This window comes from Paenarthrobacter sp. YAF11_1, from assembly GCF_052113445.1.
Lineage (GTDB): Bacteria > Actinomycetota > Actinomycetes > Actinomycetales > Micrococcaceae > Arthrobacter.
The window spans coordinates 217,827-239,676 of record NZ_JBFRDF010000002.1; the positions used below are offsets into that span (position 1 = coordinate 217,827).

Genomic DNA, 21,850 nt, shown 5'->3' on the forward strand with positions numbered 1-21,850 from the left:
ACCGGTCAGTCCCCTGCCTCAGGTCACCGACGCAGCATCGCTTCTGGGCCGCTCAGTCATGGCTTCATCGATCTCTTTGAGGTAAGCAACCGCGTCGGCACAACGGGGGCAGCCGGCCAGATGGTGGGCAATGCGTTGCCGCGCAGCCTTCCGCACTGCGTCTCGAACGAACTTGCCGAAATGCCGGGAGAAGTCAGTGCACGGACTGTCGGGCGTCCGGCCCACATGTTCCTGGAGGTATGCCTGACGCAGGCCCTCCCTCGCCCTGATAAGCAATGAGGAAACTCCGTTAGGGCTCAGTTCCATGACACGCCCTGTGGCCGCCGGCTTCAGACCCTCAACTTCGACACACCACAGCACGGCCTGCCACCGCACCGGCAACGAACGGAAGGCACGCATCAATATCGTTGCCTCAAAGGCCTTGATCGTTGAGTTTTCATCGAGGACCAGAGCATCCATAACGCTGCCATAGCCCAAGGTGGCAGTCCGTCGGCTTCGGATGTTCCTGCGATGCGCCATCCGCCGGACGGTAGTGGTCAGATACGCCTGAAAGGACTCCCGGGGCCCCTTGCCTGCCAGTAAGGCCTCCAACACCGAGGCGAAAGCCTCCGCGACCACATCTTCCGCGTCGCTGGAGTTGTCCATTTCAGCACGCGCTACGTAGCCCGCCACCGTTAAATGGCTTCGGTACAGCTCACTGAAGGCCGCCAGGTCCCCCTGGCGAACCAGGTCAACCAACAGGACATCATTCGGATCACCGCGGTGTGGCTTCGCTGCTGTCGCCTTTAACCGCCCACCCCGCCCGGCGGGAGTCCCAACACCCGATGTGGGGGGTTGGACTGCCGGTGTTGTGGATTGATGCGACATTTCTGCCTTTCGAAATTGGGTGTGGGGCGCCCCAAAAACTAGGCAGTCAATGATTGAATACGCTCACAATGCAGGTTTGTGAATAGAAGTAAGGGATCCATGCAGGATTACGACCTTGACGAGCGGGACCTTCGCCTGCTCCATGCCCTCCAGATACGCCCCCGGGCACCATGGGCTGCGCTGGCGCCTATTGTCGGCGCCGACGCCGTGACTCTTGCCCGGCGATGGAAAGTTCTGAGAGAGGCCGGCTTGGCGTGGGTCACGTCCTATCAGGGCACGGGGACCAGATATTCCGGAGCCATCGTGGAAATCGACTGCGCACCGGCAAGCATCCTTAGAGCGACTGAAGAACTTGCTGGTGACCAGGAAGTCTTGTCCATCGACCAGACGGCAGGTGGCAGGGATCTGGTGGTCACCGTCTTGTGCCGCACAGAGGCTGACTTGGGCCACTTCCTTCTTGAGCGGCTTTGCACCGTGGAAGGAATTCGGAGCACGCGCACGCACCGGTCCATCAAACTGTTGACCGACGCAAAACAGTGGCGGCTGCGGTCACTTCAAGGTGACGAAGCACGGCTGCTGGAACGCAACCTGCCGCAGCCCGCGTCGACAGGCCGCGGTATAACCGCCGAGCACGAGAAACACCTTGCCTCTCTGCTCAGGGCGGATGGCCGGGCCTCGATAGCGAAGATTTCCGGGGTGCTGGACATCAGTCCGGCGAAAGCAAGGAACGCCGTGTCGACGGTGATCGCCGAGGAGCGCCTGGTTTTGCGGCTGGAGGTTGCCCGGTCCTACACGCCGTGGCCGGTGTGCGTCTGGTACTTCATGCGGGTACCGGCCACCAAGGTGGAAGTGGTGGCGCGGAGATTGTCGGGCCTGGAGGAGGTCCGCCTGGTCACGACCACTGGAGGCATGTACTCCATCATCATGTCCGTATGGCTGCGCCGGGTCGAGGACATGACGGTGCTGGAGCGGCAACTGGGCGAGAGACTGCCTTTTGCCGAGATCATGGATCGATCCATAGTCCTGCGCACCCCGAAACACATGGGTCATCGGCTTGATCCCAGCGGCAAGCGGACGAGCTGACTTAACCAGCGAATGCCCCACCCCCGCTGAAGGGGCGGGGCATTCATCAACATCTTGTGGCGCTATTCCGAGGGCTGCTCCCCTTGTTGCGCGCCGGCGATGTTCACGAGCCACGCAATGCCGAACCTGTCAACGCACATTCCGAAGGTATCGCCCCAAGGTGCCGTTTCAAGCGGTACGGTAACGGTACCGCCGTCCACCAGCTTGTCCCAGTAGCCACGGAGTTCACTTTCGTCCGCGGCTTCGCCGCTGAGAGAGACAGATACGTTATCGCCGGGGTTGTACGGCATGCCGTTGGGGGTGTCAGCAGCCATGAGCGTCAATCCACCCGGCGTTTCCAGCATGGCATGCATGACCTTCCCGGCCTCCGCCTGGTCCTCGCCCGCCTGGTAGTCGCCGAAAGTGCTGATGTTCAGGTCACCGCCAAAAACAGATTCATAAAAGGTCATGGCATCGCGGGCATTGTCCCGAAATGAGATGTACGGATTGAGGCGGGTGGTCATTGGTCGGTCTCCTTCTGGATGGTGTTTGGTTCGTCGCTGTGTTGCGTTCGTCACTGAGGGGCCGGGCCAACAGCGGCAGTTGGCGCCTGCTCCTCAAGTCATCAGCCGCCGTCGTACGCCCTTTGAAGTACGTTGATGTCCAGTTTCCGCATCTGCATCATGGCCTCCATGGCTCGCCGTGACCCGTCGGGATCCGGGCCACCCAAAAGGGCAGACATGGCTGTGGGGACAATCTGCCACGACAACCCAAACTTGTCCCTCAGCCACCCGCACATGCTCTCCTCACCCCCGGCGAGGAGAGCCTCCCAGTAACGGTCCACCTCATCCTGGGAACCGCAGTTCACCATCAGGGAGACGGCCTCATTGAACTTGTGGGCCGGTCCACCATTGAGGCCCATGAACGGCCGGCCATCGATCTCGAATTCAACGGTCAGTGCTTGGCCGTCAGGCCCGGGCATAATTTGTCCTATGGAGGATTTATCAAAAATCGATGTGTAGAACTCTGCTGCCTCGGCCGCCTGGCCGTCGAACCATAAACAGGTGGAAATCCTCTGCATGAAGCACTCCTCAGCGATCGGGGGAAGCCCTGCTCCCCAGACAGACGCTAGTACTGTGAGCCGCCACACACAACGCTCCACTCATGCGAAAGCGACTTCGCGTCGGAGTGACACCCCCGATAGTGTCAGATGCATGCCTTCACCATCACGACTGTGGATACCCATAGCCATCGCGGACGTTCTGTTGATTCTTGTGTTCGCTGCCATTGGCAGGGACGCGCACGCCCGCGGAGACATAGTCTCCGGCGCCTTCATCACGGCGTGGCCCTTCCTGACCGGAGCAGCCCTTGCCTGGCTGGCAACGCGCGCCTGGCGCGCACCCTTTGCTGTATGGCCAACGGGGGTCCTCGTCTGGATCGGCGCAGTACTGGTGGGAATGCTGCTCCGCGGTGTCACAGGCCAAACGGTGGTCCTGCCATTCGTGGTGGTCGCGTTGATCACCCTCGGAATTTTCCTGCTCGGCTACCGGGCCGTAGCCACGCTCTGGTTACACGCGTCCCGGAGGCGGCAACGCCGCGTTTGAACAGGGCCTGTCCCCTGCCGATGCACTAGGCTGAAACAGTCCGCAATGATGCTTTTTTCGGAAAGGCCCCACGTGATCACCGCTTTCGTCCTGATCAAGACAGATGCGTCACGCATCCCGGAGACCGCAGAGCAGATCTCTGCTATTCAAGGCATCAGTGAGGTCTATTCGGTCACCGGTGAATGGGACCTCATAGCGGTAGCCAGGGTGACCAAGCACGAAGAGTTGGCCGACGTCATCGCCGACAAGTTGTCGAAGGTGGGTTCAGTGGTCCATACCACCACCCACATTGCCTTCCGGGCCTATTCGCAGCACGACCTTGATGCGGCGTTCGCGCTCGGCTTCGAGTAAACGAGCACCTTTCCTACGCTTCGCTCCGGCTGAGATCCGTCCATTTAGCGAGGACTTCGGCGGCTTTCCCCGAGTCAACCGACTCGGCCGCCCGGGCGAACGCTGCGCGCATGCGCTCGGTCAGGCTTCCCTCGGCGGCCAGGTCAAAGGACACCAGACCTGCAGCGGCATTGAGGAGGACGGCGTCCCGCACCGGGCCGGTCTTTCCCTCGAGAATCTCGCGGACAACCCGTGCGTTGGCCGCAGCGTCACCTCCGCGGAGATCCGCCACCGTAGAGGGCCCGATACCAAGCTCGGCCGGAGAAAACACCTGCTCGGAGACTGCGCCGTTCCTGATTTCCCAGACTGTGGACGGTCCCGTGGGCGTGAGCTCATCGAGTCCGTCGTCTCCACGGAACACCAGGCCGCGGCTGCCACGATGGGCCAGCACGCCGGCCACCAAGGGCGCCATCCGGACATTGGCGACGCCCACAGCCGAGGACTGTACGTGAGCCGGATTGGTCAGGGGGCCCAGGAAGTTGAAGGCCGTGGGAACGGCCAATTCCCGGCGGGGTACGGCCGTATGCCGGAACGATGGGTGGAAAACCTGCGCGAAGCAGAAGGTGATACCTGCCTCTTCAGCGTTCCGGGCCACTTGCTCGATCGAGAGGTCCAGGCGCACGCCCAAGGCCTCCAAAACGTCCGCCGAACCGGAGGTCGATGAAGCTGCCCTGTTTCCGTGCTTGACAACTTTGGCGCCGGCGCCGGCCGCAACAAGCGCCGCCATGGTGGAGATATTCACGGTGTTGAGCCGGTCCCCACCTGTCCCTACGATGTCGAGCTTCTCCCCGGAGATGCCGATCGGATTGGCGTGCTGGACCATGGCTTGAACCAAGCCGGCCAACTCTTCCACCGTTTCGCCCTTGGCCCGGAGGGCAACCAGGAACCCGGCAATCTGCGCAGGAGTGGCTTCGCCGGACATGATGGTGTTCATGGCCCACTCTGTATTGCCCACCGCAAGGTCGTCGCCATTGATCAGTGCTGAGATGAGCCCTGGCCAGGTATTGCTGGCTGCAGGTGCCGATGCCGGAGAAGTCACCCACTGATGCTATCGACCCTGCCACGCCGATGACCAATGTGAACGGAGCCGGGAACTTTTCCGCGCGATTTCGCGTCTTTGTAGAAAAAGTCTCCCGAATCGGTGGTTTGCATTGGGAACTCTGGACTTTTACAGACATAATGTCCTTGTGACATCTGCGACCCATGCCCCCAGTACCCCGGCGCACCCGACGCTGAACCGCCCCAACCTGGTTTCTGTTGGAACCGTTGTTTGGCTGTCCAGTGAGTTGATGTTCTTCGCCGGCCTCTTTGCCATGTACTTCACCCTGCGCTCCACATCCGGACTGATGTGGGCCGAGGAGACGGCCAAGCTCAACTTCCCGTTTGCGCTCGTCAACACGATCGTCCTTGTGGCAAGTTCGTTTACTTGCCAGATGGGCGTTTTTGCCGCCGAGCGGCTCGAACCGCGCCGTACCGGCCGCCCGCTCCAATTCACCCGCTGGGGCATGTCCGAATGGTTTGTCCTCACCTTCATCATGGGTGCCTTCTTCGTAGCCGGACAGACCACGGAATACGCCATGCTCGTCTCCGAGCACGTGTCCCTGTCCTCCAACGCCTACGGCTCCGCCTTCTACATGACCACCGGCTTCCACGGCCTGCACGTCATTGGCGGTCTGATCGCCTTCCTGTTCATCATCGGCCGCGCTTTCGCTGCCAAGAAGTTCGGGCACTTTGAAGCGACGTCGGCGATCGTCACCTCGTACTACTGGCACTTTGTCGACGTTGTGTGGATCGGCCTTTTCCTGGTCATCTACGTCCTCAAGTAAGCCCGGCTTTGACTCTTTTTCTACAAGAGGCAGAATTTCAAGAAGCGGCTCGCGGAGCCGACGCAGGATCGAATAAAGGAACCACCACGTGAAGGCACTATCGCAGAAGCGACGTCACCCACTGGCAGCCATTGCGCTGCTGTTGATGGGCCTCCTCCTCACTGGTGGGCTGTACGCCGTTGCCACAACTGTCAACCAGGCCAAGGCCGACACCACCAGCTTCAGCGCCAGTGACGTAGAAGAAGGCGGCAAGCTCTTTGCCGCCAACTGCGCCACCTGCCACGGCATGGGTGCGTCCGGAACCCAGGACGGCCCCTCGCTGGTCGGCGTGGGCGCTGCAGCTGTTGACTTCCAGGTTGGTACCGGTCGTATGCCCATGCAGATGAGCGGACCGCAGGCCCAGCAGAAGCCCGCCCAGTTCAACGCAGAGCAGACCAAGCAACTGTCCGCTTACGTTGCTTCCCTCGGAGCAGGCCCGGCCATCCCCGAGGAACACCTCCTCGACGGCAAGGGAGATGCCGCCAACGGTGGCGAACTCTTCCGAGTCAACTGCGCCATGTGCCACAACGCAGCCGCTGCCGGCGGCGCACTGACCCGCGGCAAGTTTGCTCCCGCACTGGCCGGTGTCAGCGCCGAGCACATCTACGAGGCCATGGTGACTGGACCGCAGAACATGCCTGTCTTCAGTGATTCCAACGTCACTCCTGAAGACAAGCGCGACATCATCACCTTCCTGAAGACCATCGAAGCCAACGGTTCACCCGGTGGCGCGGACTTGGGAGCACTCGGCCCGGTGTCTGAAGGCCTCTTTGTCTGGGTAGCCGGCTTGGGTGTCATCATCGCATTCACCATCTGGTTGACGTCCCGCACGTCCTGATCCGGACACAACAAAACTTCTGCTGCACAGTCAGCAGTTTGAAACTGCAAATAACTCGGCCCCGGCCGAGACAACGAGAGAAGGATGAGGCGAATTATGGGCAACCATAGTGACGGCAGTCCGAACCACTCGGGCACCGTAGCTACGGCTGGTCAGAATGAGGTGGAGAAGTTCCAGGATCCTGGACTCCCTCCGCATCGTTTGCGCCTGGCTGACACGGACCCGGTAGCCGCAAAGCGAGCCGAGCGTCAGGTAGCCATTCTGTTTGGCACCTCCGTCATTGGCACGCTGGTCTTCCTGGTGGCGTACTTCGCCATCGACCTGGGCGACGACACCACCATTGCGACAATCCGCACGCAGAACCTCCTTCTGGGGCTCGGCACGGCTTTCGCAATGCTTGGCATCGGCACCGGCATCGTGCACTGGGCCAAGGCCCTGATGCCCGATCACGAAGTGTCTGAAGAGCGCCACGCCATCCGTACCGAAGAGGATCGCCAGGCTGCTGTCCGGATCGTCGACGACATCGTCGAAGAAACCGGCATCAAGCGCCGCCCGTTGATCCGCAACACCCTTCTTGGTGCCGTTGCGCTTGCCCCGCTCCCCGCTCTCGCCATCTTCGGCGATTTGGGCCCGCGTCCTGACGATGCTCTGGCACACACCATGTGGGCTCCTGAGGGCGGCAAGCTCAAGCGCTTGACCCGCGACCCCGATGGCACTCCCATCAAGGCCTCCGATGTCACCATCGGTTCCGCCTTCCACGTCATTCCCGAAGGTCTCAACGAGCTCCACGAAGGCAAGCTGAACGAAAAGGCCAAAGCCGTCGTCCTGCTCATGCGCCTGGATCCAAACTCGCTGCACCCCTCAGAGGGCCGTGAAAACTGGAGCTACAACGGAATCGTTGCTTACTCCAAGATCTGCACGCACGTTGGCTGCCCCGTTGCTCTTTACGAGCAGCAGACGCACCACCTTCTGTGCCCGTGCCACCAGTCCACGTTTGACCTTACGCAGGAGTGCAAGGTCATCTTTGGACCGGCCAGCCGTCCGCTCCCCCAGCTGCCGATTGCAGTTGATGCAGAGGGCTACCTCGTCGCGACCAGCGACTTCAGAGAACCTGTAGGACCGAGTTACTGGGAGCGTGACGAGCATGAGCGCCTCATCAACAGCTGAAGCCCCCTTCGTTCCGAAGACAAAGGTTGGTAGTTTCACCAACTTCGTGGACGAGCGCGTGGGTGGCTCCGGCATCCTGCGTGAGTTCGGCCGGAAGGTCTTCCCCGACCACTGGTCGTTCATGTTCGGTGAGGTGGCGCTTTACTCCTTCGTCATCTTGCTGATGTCAGGCACCTTCCTGACCTTCTTCTTCGATCCGTCGATGGCGGAAACCCACTACCAGGGTTCGTACACACCGCTGTACAACGTCGAAATGTCCGTTGCCTACAGCTCGTCGCTGAACATCTCCTTTGATGTTCGTGGCGGTCTGTTCATGCGCCAGGTTCACCACTGGGCAGCCCTGCTCTTCGTGGCCTCCTTGGGCGTCCACATGCTGCGTGTCTTCTTCACGGGTGCTTTCCGCAAGCCGCGCGAAATGAACTGGGTAGTGGGCGGCGTGCTGCTCATCCTGGCGATGGCGGCCGGCTTCACTGGATACTCACTCCCCGATGACCTGCTCTCCGGCAACGGCCTGCGCATCATCGACGGCGTTATCAAGTCCATCCCGGTGATCGGAACCTACATCTCGTTCTTCCTCTTCGGAGGAGAATTCCCGGGTACAGCCATCATCGGCCGCCTGTATGTGCTGCACATCCTGCTGGTCCCCGCGCTCATTCTTCTGATGATCGTGATCCACCTCTTCATGGTGGTCGTGCACAAGCACACCCAGTACCCCGGCCCGGGACGTAACGACGGAAACGTTGTCGGCTACCCGCTCGGCCCGGTTTATGCTGCCAAAGCCGGCGGATTCTTCTTCATCGTCTTCGGCGTCCTGGCTCTCATGGCGGCTGCGTTCACGATCAACCCGATCTGGAACTACGGCCCCTACGATCCCTCGCCGGTGTCCGCTGGTACCCAGCCTGACTGGTACATCGGCTTCGTGGATGGCGCATTGCGTCTCATGCCGGGTGTCATCAATGACTTCCACTTTGAATGGGTCATCTTCGGCCGTGTGCTGACGCTGAATGTCCTGCTGCCGGCCCTGGTACCCGCAGGCATCATCTTTACAGTCCTGTTCATGTACCCGTGGATCGAACGCTGGATCACCAAGGACAACCGCGAACACCACGTTCTCGACCGTCCCCGCAACGTGCCAACCCGCACAGCAATCGGTGTAGCAGGATTTACTTGGTACTGCGTGATGTGGGCAGCCGCCGGCTCCGACCTCATCGCCACCCACTTCCACGTCTCACTCAACGATGTGACCTACTGGCTGCGCACGCTGTTCTTCATCGGCCCGGTCATCGCATTCATCGTGACCAAGCGCATAGCACTCGCCCTCCAGCGCAAGGACCGCGAGATTGCCCTGCACGGCCGGGAAACGGGACGTATTGTCCGTCTCCCCCACGGTGAGTTCATCGAGGTCCACGCTCCGCTGGATGAGTACAAGCGCTACAAGCTCGTTGGCTTCGAATCACCGGCTCCCCTGCCGGCCGAGCCGAACGAACACGGTGTTGTCACCGGCAAGGAAAAGCGCCGCGCGGCACTTTCCAGGTGGTTCTTCGAGGACCGTGTTGCTCCGGCAACACCTGCCGAACTCGAAGCCGCCCACGCACATGGCCACCATGAAGCCATTGAAGCAGGCGAAGACCAGAAGAGCCTGAGCCACTAGCGCTTAGAACTCTCATAAAGTAGGGGCCCGGTCCATTGGACCGGGCCCCTACTTTATGTTCCAGCGCCCTTCAGGTGCCAGAACCATTACCACCTGAGCATTCCACTGCACTGACGCACTCGACGTACCGGGGTACCGGGGTGCCCGTCAGCGGGTGCTACGGCTGAGTGCGGTACCCCGAAGAGTAGTTGCGGGTGGGCCTCACTCCTGGACGTTGCAGAGGCACCCACAGCTTGTAGCGGTCAGCTCGATAGTAGGAAACGGAGTAGTCCACCATGGCACGTGCCACGAAGGCGTGGCGTTGGATCTTAAGCAATGGGGCACCGACGTCGACGTTGAGCAGCCGGGCTGTGGAGGGAGACGCTGCGGTGGCCTCAATCATGTCCTCGCCCCACTCCATCACCAAGCCGAAGCGTTCGCTAAGGACGTTGTAGAGGGATGTGGGCGGCGCTTCATCCAACAGGCCGGGGACGCGGTGGGCCGGGATGAAGTTCTCATCAACGCTCATGGGCTCATTGTCGGCCAGCAACAGCCGCCTGAACCGGACCAAGGGCGTGCCTTCCTCCAGCTGGAGCTCCCTGGCCAGGAATGCACTCGCCGCAATCTGTTCGAAGCTGAGGACCTTTGCGGCCGGGACCATGCCTCGGCGCTGCATCTCTTCGCTGTAGGACGTGAGTTTCACTTGAAGATCCAACTTGGGCTTCCTCACAAAAGTCCCCAGCCCTACAACACGCTCAATGACCTCCTCGCCAACCAAGGCGTCTATGGCCTGGCGCACTGTCATCCGGGCCAGACCGAAGCGGTCCGACAAATCCCGCTCCGAGGGGAGCGCCGAACCTGGCGGGCAGGATTGGGCAATGAAGGCCCTTAGGATCTCCCGGAGTTGGACGTAAATCGGCGTGCCACTGGCGCGGTCGATCTCGCCGGCAATGCTTGCCGCCTCAGGCACTGCGGCGTTCCAGCAATTGATTCATGCTTCAAGGATAATTCAGTGGCCCTTCAGGTCTAGACCACTAGGGGTTCATGTGGAGCAGTAAGGCCTTGGAAGCTACGCTTGTATGGACTATTTTCCGACGGTTGATCCGTCGACTACCAAGGGAGCTGGGTTGCCGGAGCAGAGAGCCGTCGTTGCCGCGGAAATCGGGTTGCACGCACGGGCGGCAGCAGTGTTCGTCCGAGCCGTCACAGACACCGGTCTGCCGGTCACCATCCGCAAGCAGGACGGACAACCTGTAGATGCGCGTTCCCTGCTGGAAGTAATGACCGAGGATTTCGGACACGGCTGCGAAGTGTTCCTGGAAGTGGCTCCGGACGCGCTGCTCGGCGGACAAACCGTTTCCGGAGCCGAGACTGCCTTGGCCGCTCTTTCGGCCCTCCTGGGGGCCACAGAAGCCCGCTGAGTCTGTTATCAGGCAAAAGAAATGGGCCCCACCAGAAGGTGGGGCCCATTTCGCATGTTAGGTGCTAGTTGCTAGTGCGCGTGGTCGCCACGGCTGTACTCAAAGACCCAGCCAACCAACGCCACGAGGGCGAGGCCGCCGGCGACGTAGGTCACCCAGAAGCCAATGGCGAGACCAAGGAATCCACCGGCACAGGCCAGCCCGAGAACCAGCGGCCACCAGCTCCAAGGGCTGAAGTGCCCCTGCTCGCCGGCGCCCTCGTGGACCTCGGCATCCGGACGGTCCTCGGGACGAAGACCAATCCGTTTGCCAGTGAACCCCAGGTATGCGCCGATCATGCCGGCCAAGCCACCGACCAGGAGGATGCCCAGGACACCAACCCACTCCGACCATTCAGTCAGGAATCCGTAGGCAATGGCCACGGGGACGAAGAAGAAGACTCCGGCTCCAAAGAGCCACGATTCGATTTTCACTTGCTGACGTCCTTCTGGTCGGCGTTACCCAAAACAGCTGCTGCAGGCGACGGGGCCTCGGCAGTGTGGACCTGGGCCAACTCAGGGTGGTGCAGGTCCAGCGCCGGGCGCTCCGAACGGATACGCGGCAAGGAAGTGAAGTTGTGACGTGGCGGCGGGCAGGATGTTGCCCATTCCAGCGAAGCGCCGAAGCCCCACGGGTCATCTACTTCTACCTTCTTGTTGCTGCGCCACGTGATGTAGACGTTCCAGAAGAACGGCAGCAGTGAAGCACCCAGGACGAAGGAAGAGATAGTGGAGAACTGGTTCATCCACGTGAAGTTATCCTGCGGCATGTAGTCGGCGTAACGACGCGGCATACCCTCGACACCCAACCAGTGCTGGATCAGGAAGGTGCCGTGGAAGCCGAGGAACAGGAGCCAGAAGTGAATCTTGCCCAGGCGCTCGTTGAGCATCTTGCCTGTCCACTTGGGCCACCAGAAGTAGAATCCCGCGAACATAGCGAACACGACGGTACCGAACACCACGTAGTGGAAGTGTGCCACCACGAAGTAGGAGTCGGAAACGTGGAAGTCAAGCGGCGGTGAGGCCAGGATGATGCCAGTAAGACCACCGAAGAGGAACGTCACCAGGAAGCCGATGCTCCACAGCATGGGCGTTTCGAACGTAATGGACCCCTGCCACAGGGTGCCGATCCAGTTGAAGAACTTCACACCGGTGGGCACTGCGATCAACATGGTCATGAAGGCGAAGAACGGCAGCAGCACCGAACCGGTCACGTACATGTGGTGCGCCCACACGGTGACGGACAACGCAGCGATGGCGATGGTTGCGTAGACCAGACCCTTGTAACCGAAGATCGGCTTGCGGCTGAAGACCGGGAAGATCTCCGAGACAATGCCGAAGAACGGCAGCGCAATGATGTACACCTCGGGGTGTCCGAAGAACCAGAACAGGTGCTGCCACAGGACTGCACCGCCGTTCTCGGGGTCGAAGATGTGGGCACCAAAGCGTCGGTCGGCACCAAGGGCGAACAGGGCAGCTGCCAGCGGCGGGAAGGCCATCAGGACAAGGATTGCCGTGACCAGCGTGTTCCAGGTGAAGATCGGCATACGCCACATGGTCATGCCCGGTGCACGCATGCAGATGATGGTGGTGATGAAGTTGACGGCGCCAAGGATGGTTCCGAACCCGGAGAGGGCAAGGCCGAAGACCCATAGGTCACCACCGACACCAGGACTGAATGTCGTGTTCGACAACGGCGCGTAGGCGAACCAGCCGAAGGAAGCAGCACCCTGCGGGGTGATGAAGCCCGAGACGGCGATGGTTGAACCGAAGAGGAAGAACCAGAAAGCCAAGGCGTTCAGACGCGGGAACGCGACATCGGGGGCGCCGATCTGCAACGGCATGATGACGTTCGCGAAGCCGGCAAACAGCGGAGTAGCGAACATCAGGAGCATCACGGTGCCGTGCATCGTGAACATCTGGTTGTACTGCTCTTTGGTCTGCAGAATCTGCATACCGGGTTCGAACAATTCAGCGCGGATGAGCAGCGCCATGACGCCACCGAGGCAGAAGAACACGAAGGACGCGATCAGGTACATGTACCCGATGGTCTTGTGGTCGGTGGAGGTAATCCAGTTGACGACGATGCGCCCCTTGGATTTAGGAACTACGGGAGCTTCTAGGACCCCCGGTGCGGATTGAGTGTACGTAGCCACGTCGCTCCCCTTACTTGGTTTCGTTCAGGTTCGGGTTGCGGTCGTATTCCGCACCGAGGAGGCCCGTGTTGCCTTCCTGGCGAAGCTTGTCCATGTGGGCCTGGAATTCAGACTCGGAGACAACCTTGACGCGGAAAAGCATTTCGGAGTGGTATTCACCGCAGAGTTCGGCACACTTGCCATCGAAGGTGCCCTCCTTCGTGGGGGTGAACCTGATGTAGTTCGTCTTGCCGGGGATCATGTCGCGCTTCTGGAGGAAGGCGGGAACCCAGAATGAGTGGATGACGTCGCGGGAGTTCAGCTCCAGGTCCACGGACTTGCCAACCGGCAAGTACAGGGTGGGAAGCAGTTCCTTGTTGACTTCATTGCCAGTCAGGTGGGCCTGAACGCCGGCCTCGTGGAGGTCTTCATTGATGACCTCGCCCTTTTTGTAGTTGAAGTCCCAGGCCCACTGCTTGCCGCGGACGTCAACAACGACGTCGGCCGGCTGCGAGCGGTCATCGATCGCACGCTGGTCCTGGTCGGTGAAGTAGAAGAACACCAGCACCATGAACAGCGGAATGGTCAAGTAGAAGACCTCAAGCGGCAGGTTGTAGCTGAGCTGCTTGGGGAATCCCGTGGTGCCCTTGCGGCGACGGTAAGCGATGATGCACCAGACCAGAAGGCCCCACGTGATGATACCGACTGCCAAGGCGGCGATCCATGAGTTGACCCAGAGGTCCATGATCCGGTCAGTGTGGTTGGTCGTGCCGCGCTCTGTTGGCAGCCAACCCTTCTCTACCTCTGGTGAACATCCGGTCAAAACCAACGCGCCGGCTAGTGCCAAGCCAGTGATCGATGTGATCTTTATGCGTCGGCTGCCGGTTCGGTTCTGCGAACTCACAGACGGCCCTTCCTCTTGTTGCTGTCTCCCGGCAGGCCGAAGGCTCACCGGGCACACTAAAAGTTTTACTACCCGATGTAGAGCTTACCGCTATCAAGCGGTTTTCGCGCACATGTCAGCGCCGTGGCTCCGAATGGTTTTAAACCCACCCGAAGTGGCGCCGACATGCGGCGATGGCTCACATCAGTGGAACGAATCGCCGCAGGCGCAAGACCCGCCGGCATTCGGGTTGTCGATGGTGAAGCCCTGCTTCGAAATGGTGTCCTCGAAGTCGATGCTGGCACCGCTGAGGTAGGGAACGCTCATCTTGTCGACGACGACTTCAACGCCGTCATAGTCGCGTACAGCATCCCCATCAAGCAGTCGCTCGTCGAAGTAGAGCTGGTAGATCAGTCCGGAGCAACCTCCAGGCTGGACTGCAACGCGCAGCCGAAGGTCGGTGCGCCCTTCCTGTTCCAGGAGGCTGCGGACCTTGCCTGCGGCGACGTCGGTCAGATTGACCTCGTGCGTGGCCAGTTCGTCGTTGGCGACGAGCTGTTCTCCGGTGCTGTTTTCGTTGGTTGCAGTGCTCATTGGCCTACCTTCTTATGAAGCTCCTGGCGGCGGCGCCGGAACGCTGCCTGCCCTTACCCAATTACATACGGGTTATACCTAATGCTACGTCGCGCAGACGCTTAGCTATAACTCCCTACGTAACCACGGACAGCATTTGGTTGTTCCCGGCGCGCCCCAAGGAACGAGGCGCGCCCCCAAGGAACAAACTGCTGCTAGCCGTTGAGTCCTTCACCATTGAGCCGGGCCAGCATCAGCGCTTCGGCAAGCACCGCATGCCGGAAGTCTCCGATGTGCAGTGATTCGTTGGCACTGTGGGCGCGGGAATCAGGGTCTTCCACTCCGGTCACCAGGATGTGAACGTCCGGATACACCTCCATGAGGTCCGCGATGAACGGAATCGAACCGCCGATTCCCATTTCCACGGGTTGTACGCCCCATGATTCACCAAGCGCCCAAAGAGCTACCTTTGCAGCCGCCGAGGACGTATCGGTGGAAAAAGCGTTGCCGCGCTCCCCCGGCGTAAACGTCACTCGGGCGCCAAACGGTGCATGTGATTCGACGTGTGCCTTGAGGGCATCCATTGCGGCCCCGGGGTCCTGGCCAGGGGCCAACCGCATGCTGAACTTAGCCCTGGCGGCCGGAATCAGCGTGTTGGATGCAACATCGACGGACGGGACATCCATGCCGATGATGGACAGTGCAGGCTTGGTCCAGAGCCGGGAGGCGATGGTCCCGCTGCCGGCGAGCTTCACGCCGTCCAGTACTGAAGCGTCTGCGCGGTAGTCCTCTTCGGCCAGGTCCACGGCCACGTCGTCGCGGGCCACCAGGCCCGCAACCGCGACGTTGCCGTCGTCGTCATGCAGCGTCGCGATAAGCCGTGACAGCAGGGTGGGAGCATCCAGCACAGGTCCACCAAACATGCCGGAGTGGACCGCATGGTCCAGGACACGCACCTCGAAGGTCCCGTCAACGAGTCCCCGAAGGCTGGTGGTCAGGGCCGGAACGCCGACTTTCCAGTTGCTGGAGTCGGCAACCACAATGACGTCCGCCCGCAAGAGCTCCTGATGTTCCTCCAGGAAGGTCCGGAATGTGGGCGAGCCTGCTTCTTCCTCACCTTCGAAGAAGAAGGTGACGCCGAGCCCGAACCCGTCACCCAGAACTTTCGTCACGGCGCTGTAGGCGGCCAGGTGCGCCATGATTCCTGCCTTGTCGTCGGCCGCGCCGCGGCCGTACAGTCGGCCGTCGCGTTCCTCAGCCACGAAAGGCTCGGAGTTCCAGAGGCTCCTGTCCCCCGGCGGCTGAACATCGTGGTGGGCGTACAGCAAAATGGTCGGCTTGCCGTCCTCGGCAGGACGGCGCGCGACGACGGCAGGACCACCGGGAGTACCGTCGGCTTTGTCGCACCGCAATATCCGGACGTCTTCCATACCTGTGGCCTTGACCAGTGCAGCGACCGCTTCGGCGCTGCGGTCCAGTTCGTTGGGGTCGAAACTTGCCCACGCTATGCCCGGAATGCCGACGAGGTTCTTAAGGGATTCCAAGGTGGTGTCGAAGGAATCGTTGACTGCTCCGGAAAGTGCCTCCACGGGAGTATTGCCGGCGTGCCCTTGCTTGTTCTGCGGGATCTCCGCATGTGCTGAAGTCATGGCCACACTTTACCGCCGGGGTTTGGGCGTCCTCGGCAGGCACGGCCACCCGTCGTCGGTCCCCGCCTGCGGTCCACGTAACGTACGCCACCTCAGCGAGGGGTATTCTGTAGGGGTGTTCGGACGCAAAAAGGAAGAGCCCAGCGCTCAATCAGTAGTAGACCAGGCCTACGCCACCGCCACGGAGCCCGGTGCTGGAAAGGGCACCCCCACTCCCAAGCGGAAAGACCAGGAAGCAGCCCGCAAGCGCCCGCTGGTTCCCAATGACCGCAAAGCCTCCAAGGCTGCGGAGCGGGTAGCCATCCAGGACCAGCGGCAGAAAATGCGGCAGGCGTTGGATACGGGTGACGAAAAATTCCTGCCCCTCCGTGACAAGGGCCCCCAGAAGCGCTACACCCGTGATTACGTGGACGCACGGTTCAGCTTGGGTGAATACCTCATGTTCGGCGCCTTGCTGTTCGTGGTGATTTCCCTGATCATTCCGCCCACAAGCGCCGGCATCAGCTACGTCCTCATTGGATTCTGGATCATGTTCCTGGCTGTCTTCGTTGACGTCTTCATCCTTTCCCGCAAGCTCAGGAAACGCCTCACCGAGAAATTCGGCGAGGTAGAACGCGGCTCCATTTGGTACGGCTGCATGCGCGCCCTTCAGTTCCGGAAGCTCCGCCTGCCCAAGCCGCAGGTGAAGCGCGGACAGTACCCGTCCTAAGCGCTCCCACCCCTTCATCGACGGGAAGACCCCGGACCATTGGTCCGGGGTCTTCTTTGTGGATGCCTGATCTTCAGGGCGGCTGGGCTTAGCGCGCCTTCTTACGGATCTTCGCGAGGCCCTTGTTGATATTGGAAGCCCAGAAGGGGCCCTCGTACAGGAAAGCTGTGTAGCCCTGGACCAGTGTTGCGCCCGCTTCCAGGCGCTCGTGGACATCCGAGGCAGTCTCCACTCCTCCTACCGCGATGAGCACCAACTGGTCACCCACGGCGTCCTTGAGCCTGCGCAAGACTTCCAGCGACCGCTGCTTGAGGGGTGCTCCTGACAATCCACCGGCACCCAACGAGGCCACCTTGGTGGCGTCCGAAACGAGTCCCTCCCGGGAAATGGTGGTGTTGGTGGCGATGATCCCGTCAAGCTTCAGGTCCAGCGCCAGCCGGGCGACGTCGTCGATGTCGTCGTTGGACAGGTCCGGCGCAATCTTGACCAGCAGCGGAATATGCCGTCCGGCGGCTTCATCCGCGGCGTCACCCACTGCCCGCAACAGCGGCCGCAGGGTTTCCACGTTCTGCAGCAAGCGAAGACCGGGCGTGTTGGGAGAGCTGACGTTGACCACAAGGTAGTCTGCCGCGGGGGCCAGGCTTCGTGCACTCACGAGGTAATCCTCAGTGGCGTCGTCGAGCTCAACCACTTTGGTCTTGCCGATGTTGACGCCGATGACGGGTCGGACGTCCGGGTGCTTCCTCTGCAGAGCAGCCCGCGCTGACTTGAGCCGGGGTGCAACGGCTGCTGCGCCGTCGTTGTTGAATCCCATACGGTTAACCACCGCACGGTCCTCAATCAGACGGAACAACCGGGGCTTCTCGTTGCCTGGCTGCGCCTGGCCGGTGATGGTACCAACCTCTACGTGGCCAAAGCCGAGTTCGGCCAGGGCCTCGATGCCGTGGCCTTCCTTATCGAAGCCTGCTGCCAGGCCGAACGGCGACGGGAAGGTCAGGCCCAACGCCTCAGTCCGAAGCGAAGCGTCAGGGGCCGTCAGGCGGGCCAGGACCCGGCCGGCACCCGAGCGATGGGCCGCCCGGATCCCCTGGAAGCCGATCTTGTGTGCCTTTTCGGCATCCATCCAGGAGAAGGCCAGCTTGAAGAATGTGGGGTAAACACGCATAGTCCTAGTTTTGCGGTTGAGGGACGACTCGCCAAACCCGTGACCAGTCATGCCGCCAGCATGTACGCATGCCGCGGACAAATAGTGATGCAGATCATGGGGGCCGGGTCCATAACGACGTCACCGCCGACGTCGTGGTGGTGGGCGCGGGTCTAGCAGGCCTGGTGTCCGCAGCTACGGCATATGCCGCAGGTAAGTCCGGTGGCCGTGCTGGACCAGGAGCCCGAAGCTTCAGTGGGCGGCCAGGCGCATTGGTCCTTCGGCGGCCTTTTCATGGTGGACACTCCTGAGCAACGGCGGCTTGGGGTCAGGGACAGTGCTGACCTTGCCTTGTCCGATTGGCTCGCCTCGGCTGCGTTTGATAGATCCCATGACAGCAACGCCCGTGAGTGGGCCGAGGCCTATGTCCATTTCGCGTCCGGAGAGAAGCGGGCTTGGCTGAAGAGCCTTGGCGTGGGGATCTTTCCCTTGGTTCAGTGGGCAGAACGCGGCGGTTACGGAGCCCAGGGACATGGCAACACCGTCCCCCGCTTCCATGTCGCCTGGGGAACGGGGCCGGCATTGGTGGAACCGTTCCTCGCCAAGGTCATGGAAGGCGTCCGCGCCGGCCGCGTCAGCCTGCACTTCAGGCACAAGGCCCTGTCCCTGGACATGACGGCGGGGCACGTCACGGGCGTCACGGGCGAGATTCTTGAAGAGTCGACGGCGGTGCGGGGCCAGCCCTCCGCACGGCGGCCGGCTGGTACTTTCACGGCCAACGCCGGCGCTGTGGTGGTGACCACGGGCGGCATAGGCGGCAATCACGAAAAGGTGCGCCGCCAATGGCCTGGCGGTACAGCACCTGAGAGCATGCTCAGCGGCGTGCCGGCATCCGTTGACGGCGAGTTCCTTCCGGCAGTTGAGGCTGTGGGAGCTGCAGTGGTCAATGGTGACCGCATGTGGCATTACCCCGAAGGAATCCACAACTACGATCCCGTCTGGCCCGCCCATGGAATCCGCATCCTCCCGGGGCCTTCGTCCCTGTGGCTCGATGCCCAAGGCCGCCAGCTGCCGGCGCCGCTCTTCCCCGGCTTTGATTCGTTGGGCGCACTGCGCCACATCGTGGGGACGGGACATGGCTACTCGTGGTTTGTCTTGAATCGAACCATCGCACTGAAGGAACTCGCCCTCTCCGGCTCCGAGCAGAACCCGGATCTCACGGGAAAGGATGTCCGGCTGCTCGCTTCGCGCCTGCGTCCCACAGGCGACACGCCCGTCCAACGCTTCCTGGATCAGGGCGTGGACTTCCTCCAGGCATCCTCGCCTGGTGAGCTCGCTGCCCGGATGAACCATTTGGTTGGCACCTCTTTGATCGAGGCCGGAGCACTTGAATCACTGATCCAGGCCCGCGACCGGCAGGTGGAAAGCGGCCTTGGGAAGGACCCCCAGCTTGCCGCCATCAGGGCTGCCCGTCGGTTCGCCACCGACAAGCTGATGCGTGTGGCCCCGCCGCATCGCCTCACAGACCCAGCCCACGGCCCTTTGATAGCCATTCGGCTTTCCGTGCTGACCCGGAAAAGCCTGGGCGGGCTCGCAACTGATCTGCGGTCACGGGTCCTGGACACCGATGGCCAGCCCATCTCCGGCCTTTTTGCCGCTGGCGAGGCCGCCGGATTCGGCGGTGGTGGCATCCACGGTTACAGGGCCTTGGAAGGGACGTTCCTTGGGGGCTGCCTTTTCACCGGGAGGGCCGCCGGGCGGGACGCCGCCGCCAGTGTCTAAGCTAGGGCCATGGAGTGGACGGCTGACATCCTGGGTACTGACTTCCAATCCTGCGGCGTAGATGCCACAGGACCCGACGGCGTGACCCGCCACGCCACCCTGATCCGCCATCGGGCAGAGCAAAACGATCCCCGGGGTGCTCCCAGGCGCTACGGCGCCGTCCTGTTTCTGCACGGGTGGAGCGACTACTTCTTCAACACCGAACTTGCCAGGTTCTGGGCAGGGCAGGGCTACGATTTTTACGCCCTGGATATGCACAACCACGGACGAAGCCTGAAGACGGACATGCCCGGCGGCTACGTGGCAAACCTGACGGATTATGACGCCGAGATCAACCAGGCGCTGGGCATCATCCGGAACCACACAGCGCCGTCGCCGGAAGGCAGCGTGACCCTGATGGGCCACTCCACCGGTGGGCTGGTGGCCGCACTATGGGCGAGCCGCCACCCCGAATCCATCCAATTCCTCATTCTCGACAGCCCGTGGTTGGAAATGCACGGCAGTTCATTGGTGCGGCGGGCTGCGCAGGCCATGGTGGCTCCCATCGCAAAGTTCAGGCCGGAAACCGTCCTGAAACTGCCGGAGCGGGGTTTCTACTTCCGCAGCATCAGCAGTACTGCGGAGGGTGAATGGGCGTTGGACGAAAATTATCGTCCACCGCTGGCTTTCCCGGTCCGGGCCGGGTGGCTCAGTGCCGTATTTGCCGGGCATTCCCAGGTTGCCCGCGGGCTGAACCTCGATGTGCCTGTCCTCGTCCTGATGTCTTCGGCCAGCGCCAATGGCATGGTGTGGCAGGAGTCCATGCGCCGTTCGGATGCCGTGCTGGATGTTGGAGTTATTGCCCTCCGAGCCATGGCGCTGGGCCGGAGCGTCACTCTGGAACGCATCGACGGCGGCCTCCACGACGTCTTCCTCTCCGCACCGGCAGTGCGCAAAGACGCCTATGCGCGGCTTGCGCGGTGGATCAAGGGGTTCATGCACAACGATGTGCCGGCAGAGCGGCAGGAGGGGGACATATGAACACCACGGAGGGACTTGGAACCGAGTGGCGACGCGACGTCCTGGGTCATGGCTACGAATGCATGGACCTGCCGCTCAAGCCTGACGAAGAAGGTCCTGTCCACGCCACACTCATCCGGTACGCTCCACCTGCGCCGCAAGCCACCCAGAATGGCATTCTTGACTTCCTGTCGTCCTTCACCAAGAGAAGACGCCGTGCGGTCCCGGCCGATCCAGGTGGGGCGCCCAGGGTTGTCCTCTACCTGCATGGTTGGGCCGACTACTTCCTGCAGACCGAATTGGCTGAGTACCTCACGGCGTCGGGTTTTCACTTCTACGCAGTGGACCTCCGGAAATTCGGCCGCAGCCTGCTGCCTGGACAGACACCCGGCTACATTACGGACCTCAACGCCTACGACGAAGACCTGGCAGCTTCGCTGGTGGAGATTGAACGGGACGTGGCTGCACGGACCGGCAACACCACTGCGCCGACCATCCACATGCTGGCCCATTCCCTGGGAGGTTTGATCGCGGCGCTCTGGGCCGATCGCAACCCGGGCCGGTTGGGCACGTTGGTCCTGAATTCCCCATGGCTGGAGCTTCAGGGCAGCAGCCTCGTCCGCAGCATCGCCATGCACCTGGTGGAACCCTTTGCACGTACGGACCCCAAGCGCCCCTTCCGCTTTCCTGAGATGCCGGCCTACTGGGAGAGCGTCAGCAATGCGGCACATGGCGAGTGGATGCTGGATCCCCTATGGCGTCCGCGGGCTTCATTCCCCATCCGCGCAGGGTGGACCAAAGCCGTCCTGGCCGGGCACGCTGCGGTGGAACGCAAGCTCACCATCGATGCGCCCGTCCTTGTGCTGTTGTCCGGGAGGACACGGATCCAGGCGGAGTGGACCGCTGACCTGATGCGGGCCGACGCGGTCATCGACGTTGAGGAAACCTCGCGGAGGGCCCTTGGATTAGCCCGCCGCACCGCCGTCTTCCGGTATCCAGGTGCGCTTCATGATGTCTTTCTCTCACGGCGCACCGTCCGTCAACAGGCGTATCGCGATGTAGCGGTATGGCTCGCTGCCTACCCTTACTGATGT

The 21,850-nt window shown here is 61.6% G+C and carries 22 protein-coding genes and 1 pseudogene; 12 read left to right on the forward strand and 11 right to left on the reverse strand.

Features of this window, described 5'->3' with window-relative positions; all coding sequences use genetic code 11:
• Positions 1–18: 18 nt before the first annotated feature.
• Positions 19–738 carry a sigma-70 family RNA polymerase sigma factor gene (locus AB4Y77_RS05065; RefSeq protein ID WP_442013154.1) on the reverse strand — a complete coding sequence of 240 codons (720 nt, stop codon included), beginning with the start codon at positions 736–738 and terminating at the stop codon, positions 19–21.
• 228 nt (positions 739–966) lie between these two features.
• Between AB4Y77_RS05065 and AB4Y77_RS05070 the strand changes: the two genes are divergently transcribed.
• Positions 967–1,950 (forward strand): Lrp/AsnC family transcriptional regulator, encoded by a 984-nt coding sequence (locus AB4Y77_RS05070; RefSeq protein WP_311212898.1) that lies wholly within the window; start codon positions 967–969, stop codon positions 1,948–1,950.
• 62 nt (positions 1,951–2,012) lie between these two features.
• Here the strand turns inward: AB4Y77_RS05070 and AB4Y77_RS05075 are convergent, their stop codons facing one another.
• Positions 2,013–2,453 (reverse strand): VOC family protein, encoded by a 441-nt coding sequence (locus AB4Y77_RS05075; RefSeq protein ID WP_311212899.1) that lies wholly within the window; start codon positions 2,451–2,453, stop codon positions 2,013–2,015.
• 101 nt (positions 2,454–2,554) lie between these two features.
• Positions 2,555–3,010 (reverse strand): VOC family protein, encoded by a 456-nt coding sequence (locus AB4Y77_RS05080; protein ID WP_311212900.1) that lies wholly within the window; start codon positions 3,008–3,010, stop codon positions 2,555–2,557.
• 133 nt (positions 3,011–3,143) lie between these two features.
• Here AB4Y77_RS05080 and AB4Y77_RS05085 point away from each other — a divergent pair, with 133 nt between their 5' ends.
• Entirely contained in the window at positions 3,144–3,533 is a 390-nt protein-coding gene (locus AB4Y77_RS05085; RefSeq protein WP_311212901.1) for a DUF3054 domain-containing protein, read from the forward strand.
• 72 nt (positions 3,534–3,605) lie between these two features.
• Positions 3,606–3,884, forward strand: a complete 279-nt coding sequence (locus AB4Y77_RS05090; protein ID WP_026540747.1) for an Lrp/AsnC family transcriptional regulator — start codon at positions 3,606–3,608, stop codon at positions 3,882–3,884.
• A gap of 13 nt (positions 3,885–3,897) precedes the next feature.
• Here AB4Y77_RS05090 and trpD read toward each other — a convergent pair whose 3' ends face one another.
• The gene (trpD, locus tag AB4Y77_RS05095) at positions 3,898–4,962 is read right to left on the reverse strand and encodes an anthranilate phosphoribosyltransferase (RefSeq protein ID WP_311212902.1); all 1,065 of its coding nucleotides are present in this window, start codon (positions 4,960–4,962) and stop codon (positions 3,898–3,900) included.
• Positions 4,963–5,110: 148 nt separating this feature from the next.
• Between trpD and ctaE the strand changes: the two genes are divergently transcribed.
• The 4 genes from ctaE (at position 5,111) to qcrB (ending at position 9,444) form a co-directional block, all read left to right on the forward strand.
• Positions 5,111–5,749, forward strand: coding sequence for an aa3-type cytochrome oxidase subunit III (gene ctaE / locus AB4Y77_RS05100; protein WP_035760670.1), 639 nt, complete (start codon positions 5,111–5,113; stop codon positions 5,747–5,749).
• An 88-nt stretch (positions 5,750–5,837) separates the two neighbouring features.
• On the forward strand, positions 5,838–6,626 hold the full coding sequence (gene qcrC / locus AB4Y77_RS05105) for a cytochrome bc1 complex diheme cytochrome c subunit (RefSeq protein WP_311212903.1): 789 nt from the start codon (positions 5,838–5,840) through the stop codon (positions 6,624–6,626).
• 96 nt (positions 6,627–6,722) lie between these two features.
• Positions 6,723–7,793: a cytochrome bc1 complex Rieske iron-sulfur subunit gene (gene qcrA, locus AB4Y77_RS05110; RefSeq protein ID WP_310204608.1), complete on the forward strand. Its 1,071-nt coding sequence runs from the start codon at positions 6,723–6,725 to the stop codon at positions 7,791–7,793.
• Positions 7,771–9,444 carry a cytochrome bc1 complex cytochrome b subunit gene (qcrB, locus tag AB4Y77_RS05115; protein WP_442013155.1) on the forward strand — a complete coding sequence of 558 codons (1,674 nt, stop codon included), beginning with the start codon at positions 7,771–7,773 and terminating at the stop codon, positions 9,442–9,444. The genes qcrA and qcrB overlap by 23 nt, the downstream gene beginning before the upstream one ends.
• A 157-nt stretch (positions 9,445–9,601) precedes the next feature.
• On the opposite strand, the gene AB4Y77_RS05120 is transcribed toward qcrB, so the two are convergent.
• Positions 9,602–10,393 carry a GntR family transcriptional regulator gene (locus AB4Y77_RS05120; protein WP_311212905.1) on the reverse strand — a complete coding sequence of 264 codons (792 nt, stop codon included), beginning with the start codon at positions 10,391–10,393 and terminating at the stop codon, positions 9,602–9,604.
• A 157-nt stretch (positions 10,394–10,550) separates the two neighbouring features.
• Between AB4Y77_RS05120 and AB4Y77_RS05125 the strand changes: the two genes are divergently transcribed.
• Positions 10,551–10,844, forward strand: a complete 294-nt coding sequence (locus AB4Y77_RS05125) for an HPr family phosphocarrier protein (RefSeq protein ID WP_442013156.1) — start codon at positions 10,551–10,553, stop codon at positions 10,842–10,844.
• Positions 10,845–10,915: 71 nt separating this feature from the next.
• Here AB4Y77_RS05125 and AB4Y77_RS05130 read toward each other — a convergent pair whose 3' ends face one another.
• The 5 genes from AB4Y77_RS05130 to AB4Y77_RS05150 all read right to left on the reverse strand — a co-directional run bounded on the left by AB4Y77_RS05130 (position 10,916) and on the right by AB4Y77_RS05150 (position 16,122).
• The gene (locus AB4Y77_RS05130) at positions 10,916–11,317 is read right to left on the reverse strand and encodes a cytochrome c oxidase subunit 4 (protein WP_231342844.1); all 402 of its coding nucleotides are present in this window, start codon (positions 11,315–11,317) and stop codon (positions 10,916–10,918) included.
• Positions 11,314–13,038 carry an aa3-type cytochrome oxidase subunit I gene (gene ctaD / locus AB4Y77_RS05135; protein ID WP_089595185.1) on the reverse strand — a complete coding sequence of 575 codons (1,725 nt, stop codon included), beginning with the start codon at positions 13,036–13,038 and terminating at the stop codon, positions 11,314–11,316. Before ctaD ends, AB4Y77_RS05130 begins: the two co-directional genes overlap by 4 nt.
• Positions 13,039–13,048: 10 nt before the next feature.
• The gene (gene ctaC / locus AB4Y77_RS05140; RefSeq protein WP_089595186.1) at positions 13,049–13,921 is read right to left on the reverse strand and encodes an aa3-type cytochrome oxidase subunit II; all 873 of its coding nucleotides are present in this window, start codon (positions 13,919–13,921) and stop codon (positions 13,049–13,051) included.
• Between the two features lie 183 nt (positions 13,922–14,104).
• Positions 14,105–14,494 (reverse strand): HesB/IscA family protein, encoded by a 390-nt coding sequence (locus AB4Y77_RS05145; RefSeq protein ID WP_026540757.1) that lies wholly within the window; start codon positions 14,492–14,494, stop codon positions 14,105–14,107.
• 194 nt (positions 14,495–14,688) lie between these two features.
• Complete coding sequence (locus tag AB4Y77_RS05150) at positions 14,689–16,122, reverse strand: dipeptidase (protein WP_442013157.1); 1,434 nt, start codon at positions 16,120–16,122, stop codon at positions 14,689–14,691.
• 115 nt (positions 16,123–16,237) lie between these two features.
• Between AB4Y77_RS05150 and AB4Y77_RS05155 the strand changes: the two genes are divergently transcribed.
• Positions 16,238–16,831 carry a DUF3043 domain-containing protein gene (locus tag AB4Y77_RS05155; protein WP_311213068.1) on the forward strand — a complete coding sequence of 198 codons (594 nt, stop codon included), beginning with the start codon at positions 16,238–16,240 and terminating at the stop codon, positions 16,829–16,831.
• Positions 16,832–16,919: 88 nt separating this feature from the next.
• On the opposite strand, the gene AB4Y77_RS05160 is transcribed toward AB4Y77_RS05155, so the two are convergent.
• Positions 16,920–17,996 carry a quinone-dependent dihydroorotate dehydrogenase gene (locus AB4Y77_RS05160; RefSeq protein ID WP_442013158.1) on the reverse strand — a complete coding sequence of 359 codons (1,077 nt, stop codon included), beginning with the start codon at positions 17,994–17,996 and terminating at the stop codon, positions 16,920–16,922.
• A gap of 68 nt (positions 17,997–18,064) precedes the next feature.
• On the opposite strand from AB4Y77_RS05160, the pseudogene AB4Y77_RS05165 reads away from it, so the two are divergent.
• The 3 genes and pseudogenes from AB4Y77_RS05165 to AB4Y77_RS05175 all read left to right on the forward strand — a co-directional run bounded on the left by AB4Y77_RS05165 (position 18,065) and on the right by AB4Y77_RS05175 (position 21,847).
• Positions 18,065–19,757, forward strand: a pseudogene (locus AB4Y77_RS05165) (FAD-binding dehydrogenase).
• Positions 19,758–19,766: 9 nt separating this feature from the next.
• The gene (locus AB4Y77_RS05170) at positions 19,767–20,777 is read left to right on the forward strand and encodes an alpha/beta hydrolase (RefSeq protein ID WP_442013159.1); all 1,011 of its coding nucleotides are present in this window, start codon (positions 19,767–19,769) and stop codon (positions 20,775–20,777) included.
• On the forward strand, positions 20,774–21,847 hold the full coding sequence (locus tag AB4Y77_RS05175) for an alpha/beta hydrolase (RefSeq protein WP_442013160.1): 1,074 nt from the start codon (positions 20,774–20,776) through the stop codon (positions 21,845–21,847). Before AB4Y77_RS05170 ends, AB4Y77_RS05175 begins: the two co-directional genes overlap by 4 nt.
• Positions 21,848–21,850 lie beyond the last annotated feature (3 nt).

Bases quoted from the DNA above. Each gene is read 5' to 3' on its own strand.
- qcrB (WP_442013155.1), top strand. From the start codon at position 7,771: ATGAGCGCCTCATCAACAGCTGAAGCCCCCTTCGTTCCGAAGACAAAG.
- AB4Y77_RS05085 (WP_311212901.1), top strand. From the start codon at position 3,144: ATGCCTTCACCATCACGACTGTGGATACCCATAGCCATCGCGGACGTT.
- AB4Y77_RS05145 (WP_026540757.1), bottom strand. From the start codon at position 14,494: ATGAGCACTGCAACCAACGAAAACAGCACCGGAGAACAGCTCGTCGCC.
- AB4Y77_RS05160 (WP_442013158.1), bottom strand. From the start codon at position 17,996: ATGCGTGTTTACCCCACATTCTTCAAGCTGGCCTTCTCCTGGATGGAT.
- AB4Y77_RS05075 (WP_311212899.1), bottom strand. From the start codon at position 2,453: ATGACCACCCGCCTCAATCCGTACATCTCATTTCGGGACAATGCCCGC.
- AB4Y77_RS05070 (WP_311212898.1), top strand. From the start codon at position 967: ATGCAGGATTACGACCTTGACGAGCGGGACCTTCGCCTGCTCCATGCC.
- qcrA (WP_310204608.1), top strand. From the start codon at position 6,723: ATGGGCAACCATAGTGACGGCAGTCCGAACCACTCGGGCACCGTAGCT.
- AB4Y77_RS05150 (WP_442013157.1), bottom strand. From the start codon at position 16,122: ATGACTTCAGCACATGCGGAGATCCCGCAGAACAAGCAAGGGCACGCC.
- AB4Y77_RS05080 (WP_311212900.1), bottom strand. From the start codon at position 3,010: ATGCAGAGGATTTCCACCTGTTTATGGTTCGACGGCCAGGCGGCCGAG.
- AB4Y77_RS05170 (WP_442013159.1), top strand. From the start codon at position 19,767: ATGGAGTGGACGGCTGACATCCTGGGTACTGACTTCCAATCCTGCGGC.
- AB4Y77_RS05175 (WP_442013160.1), top strand. From the start codon at position 20,774: ATGAACACCACGGAGGGACTTGGAACCGAGTGGCGACGCGACGTCCTG.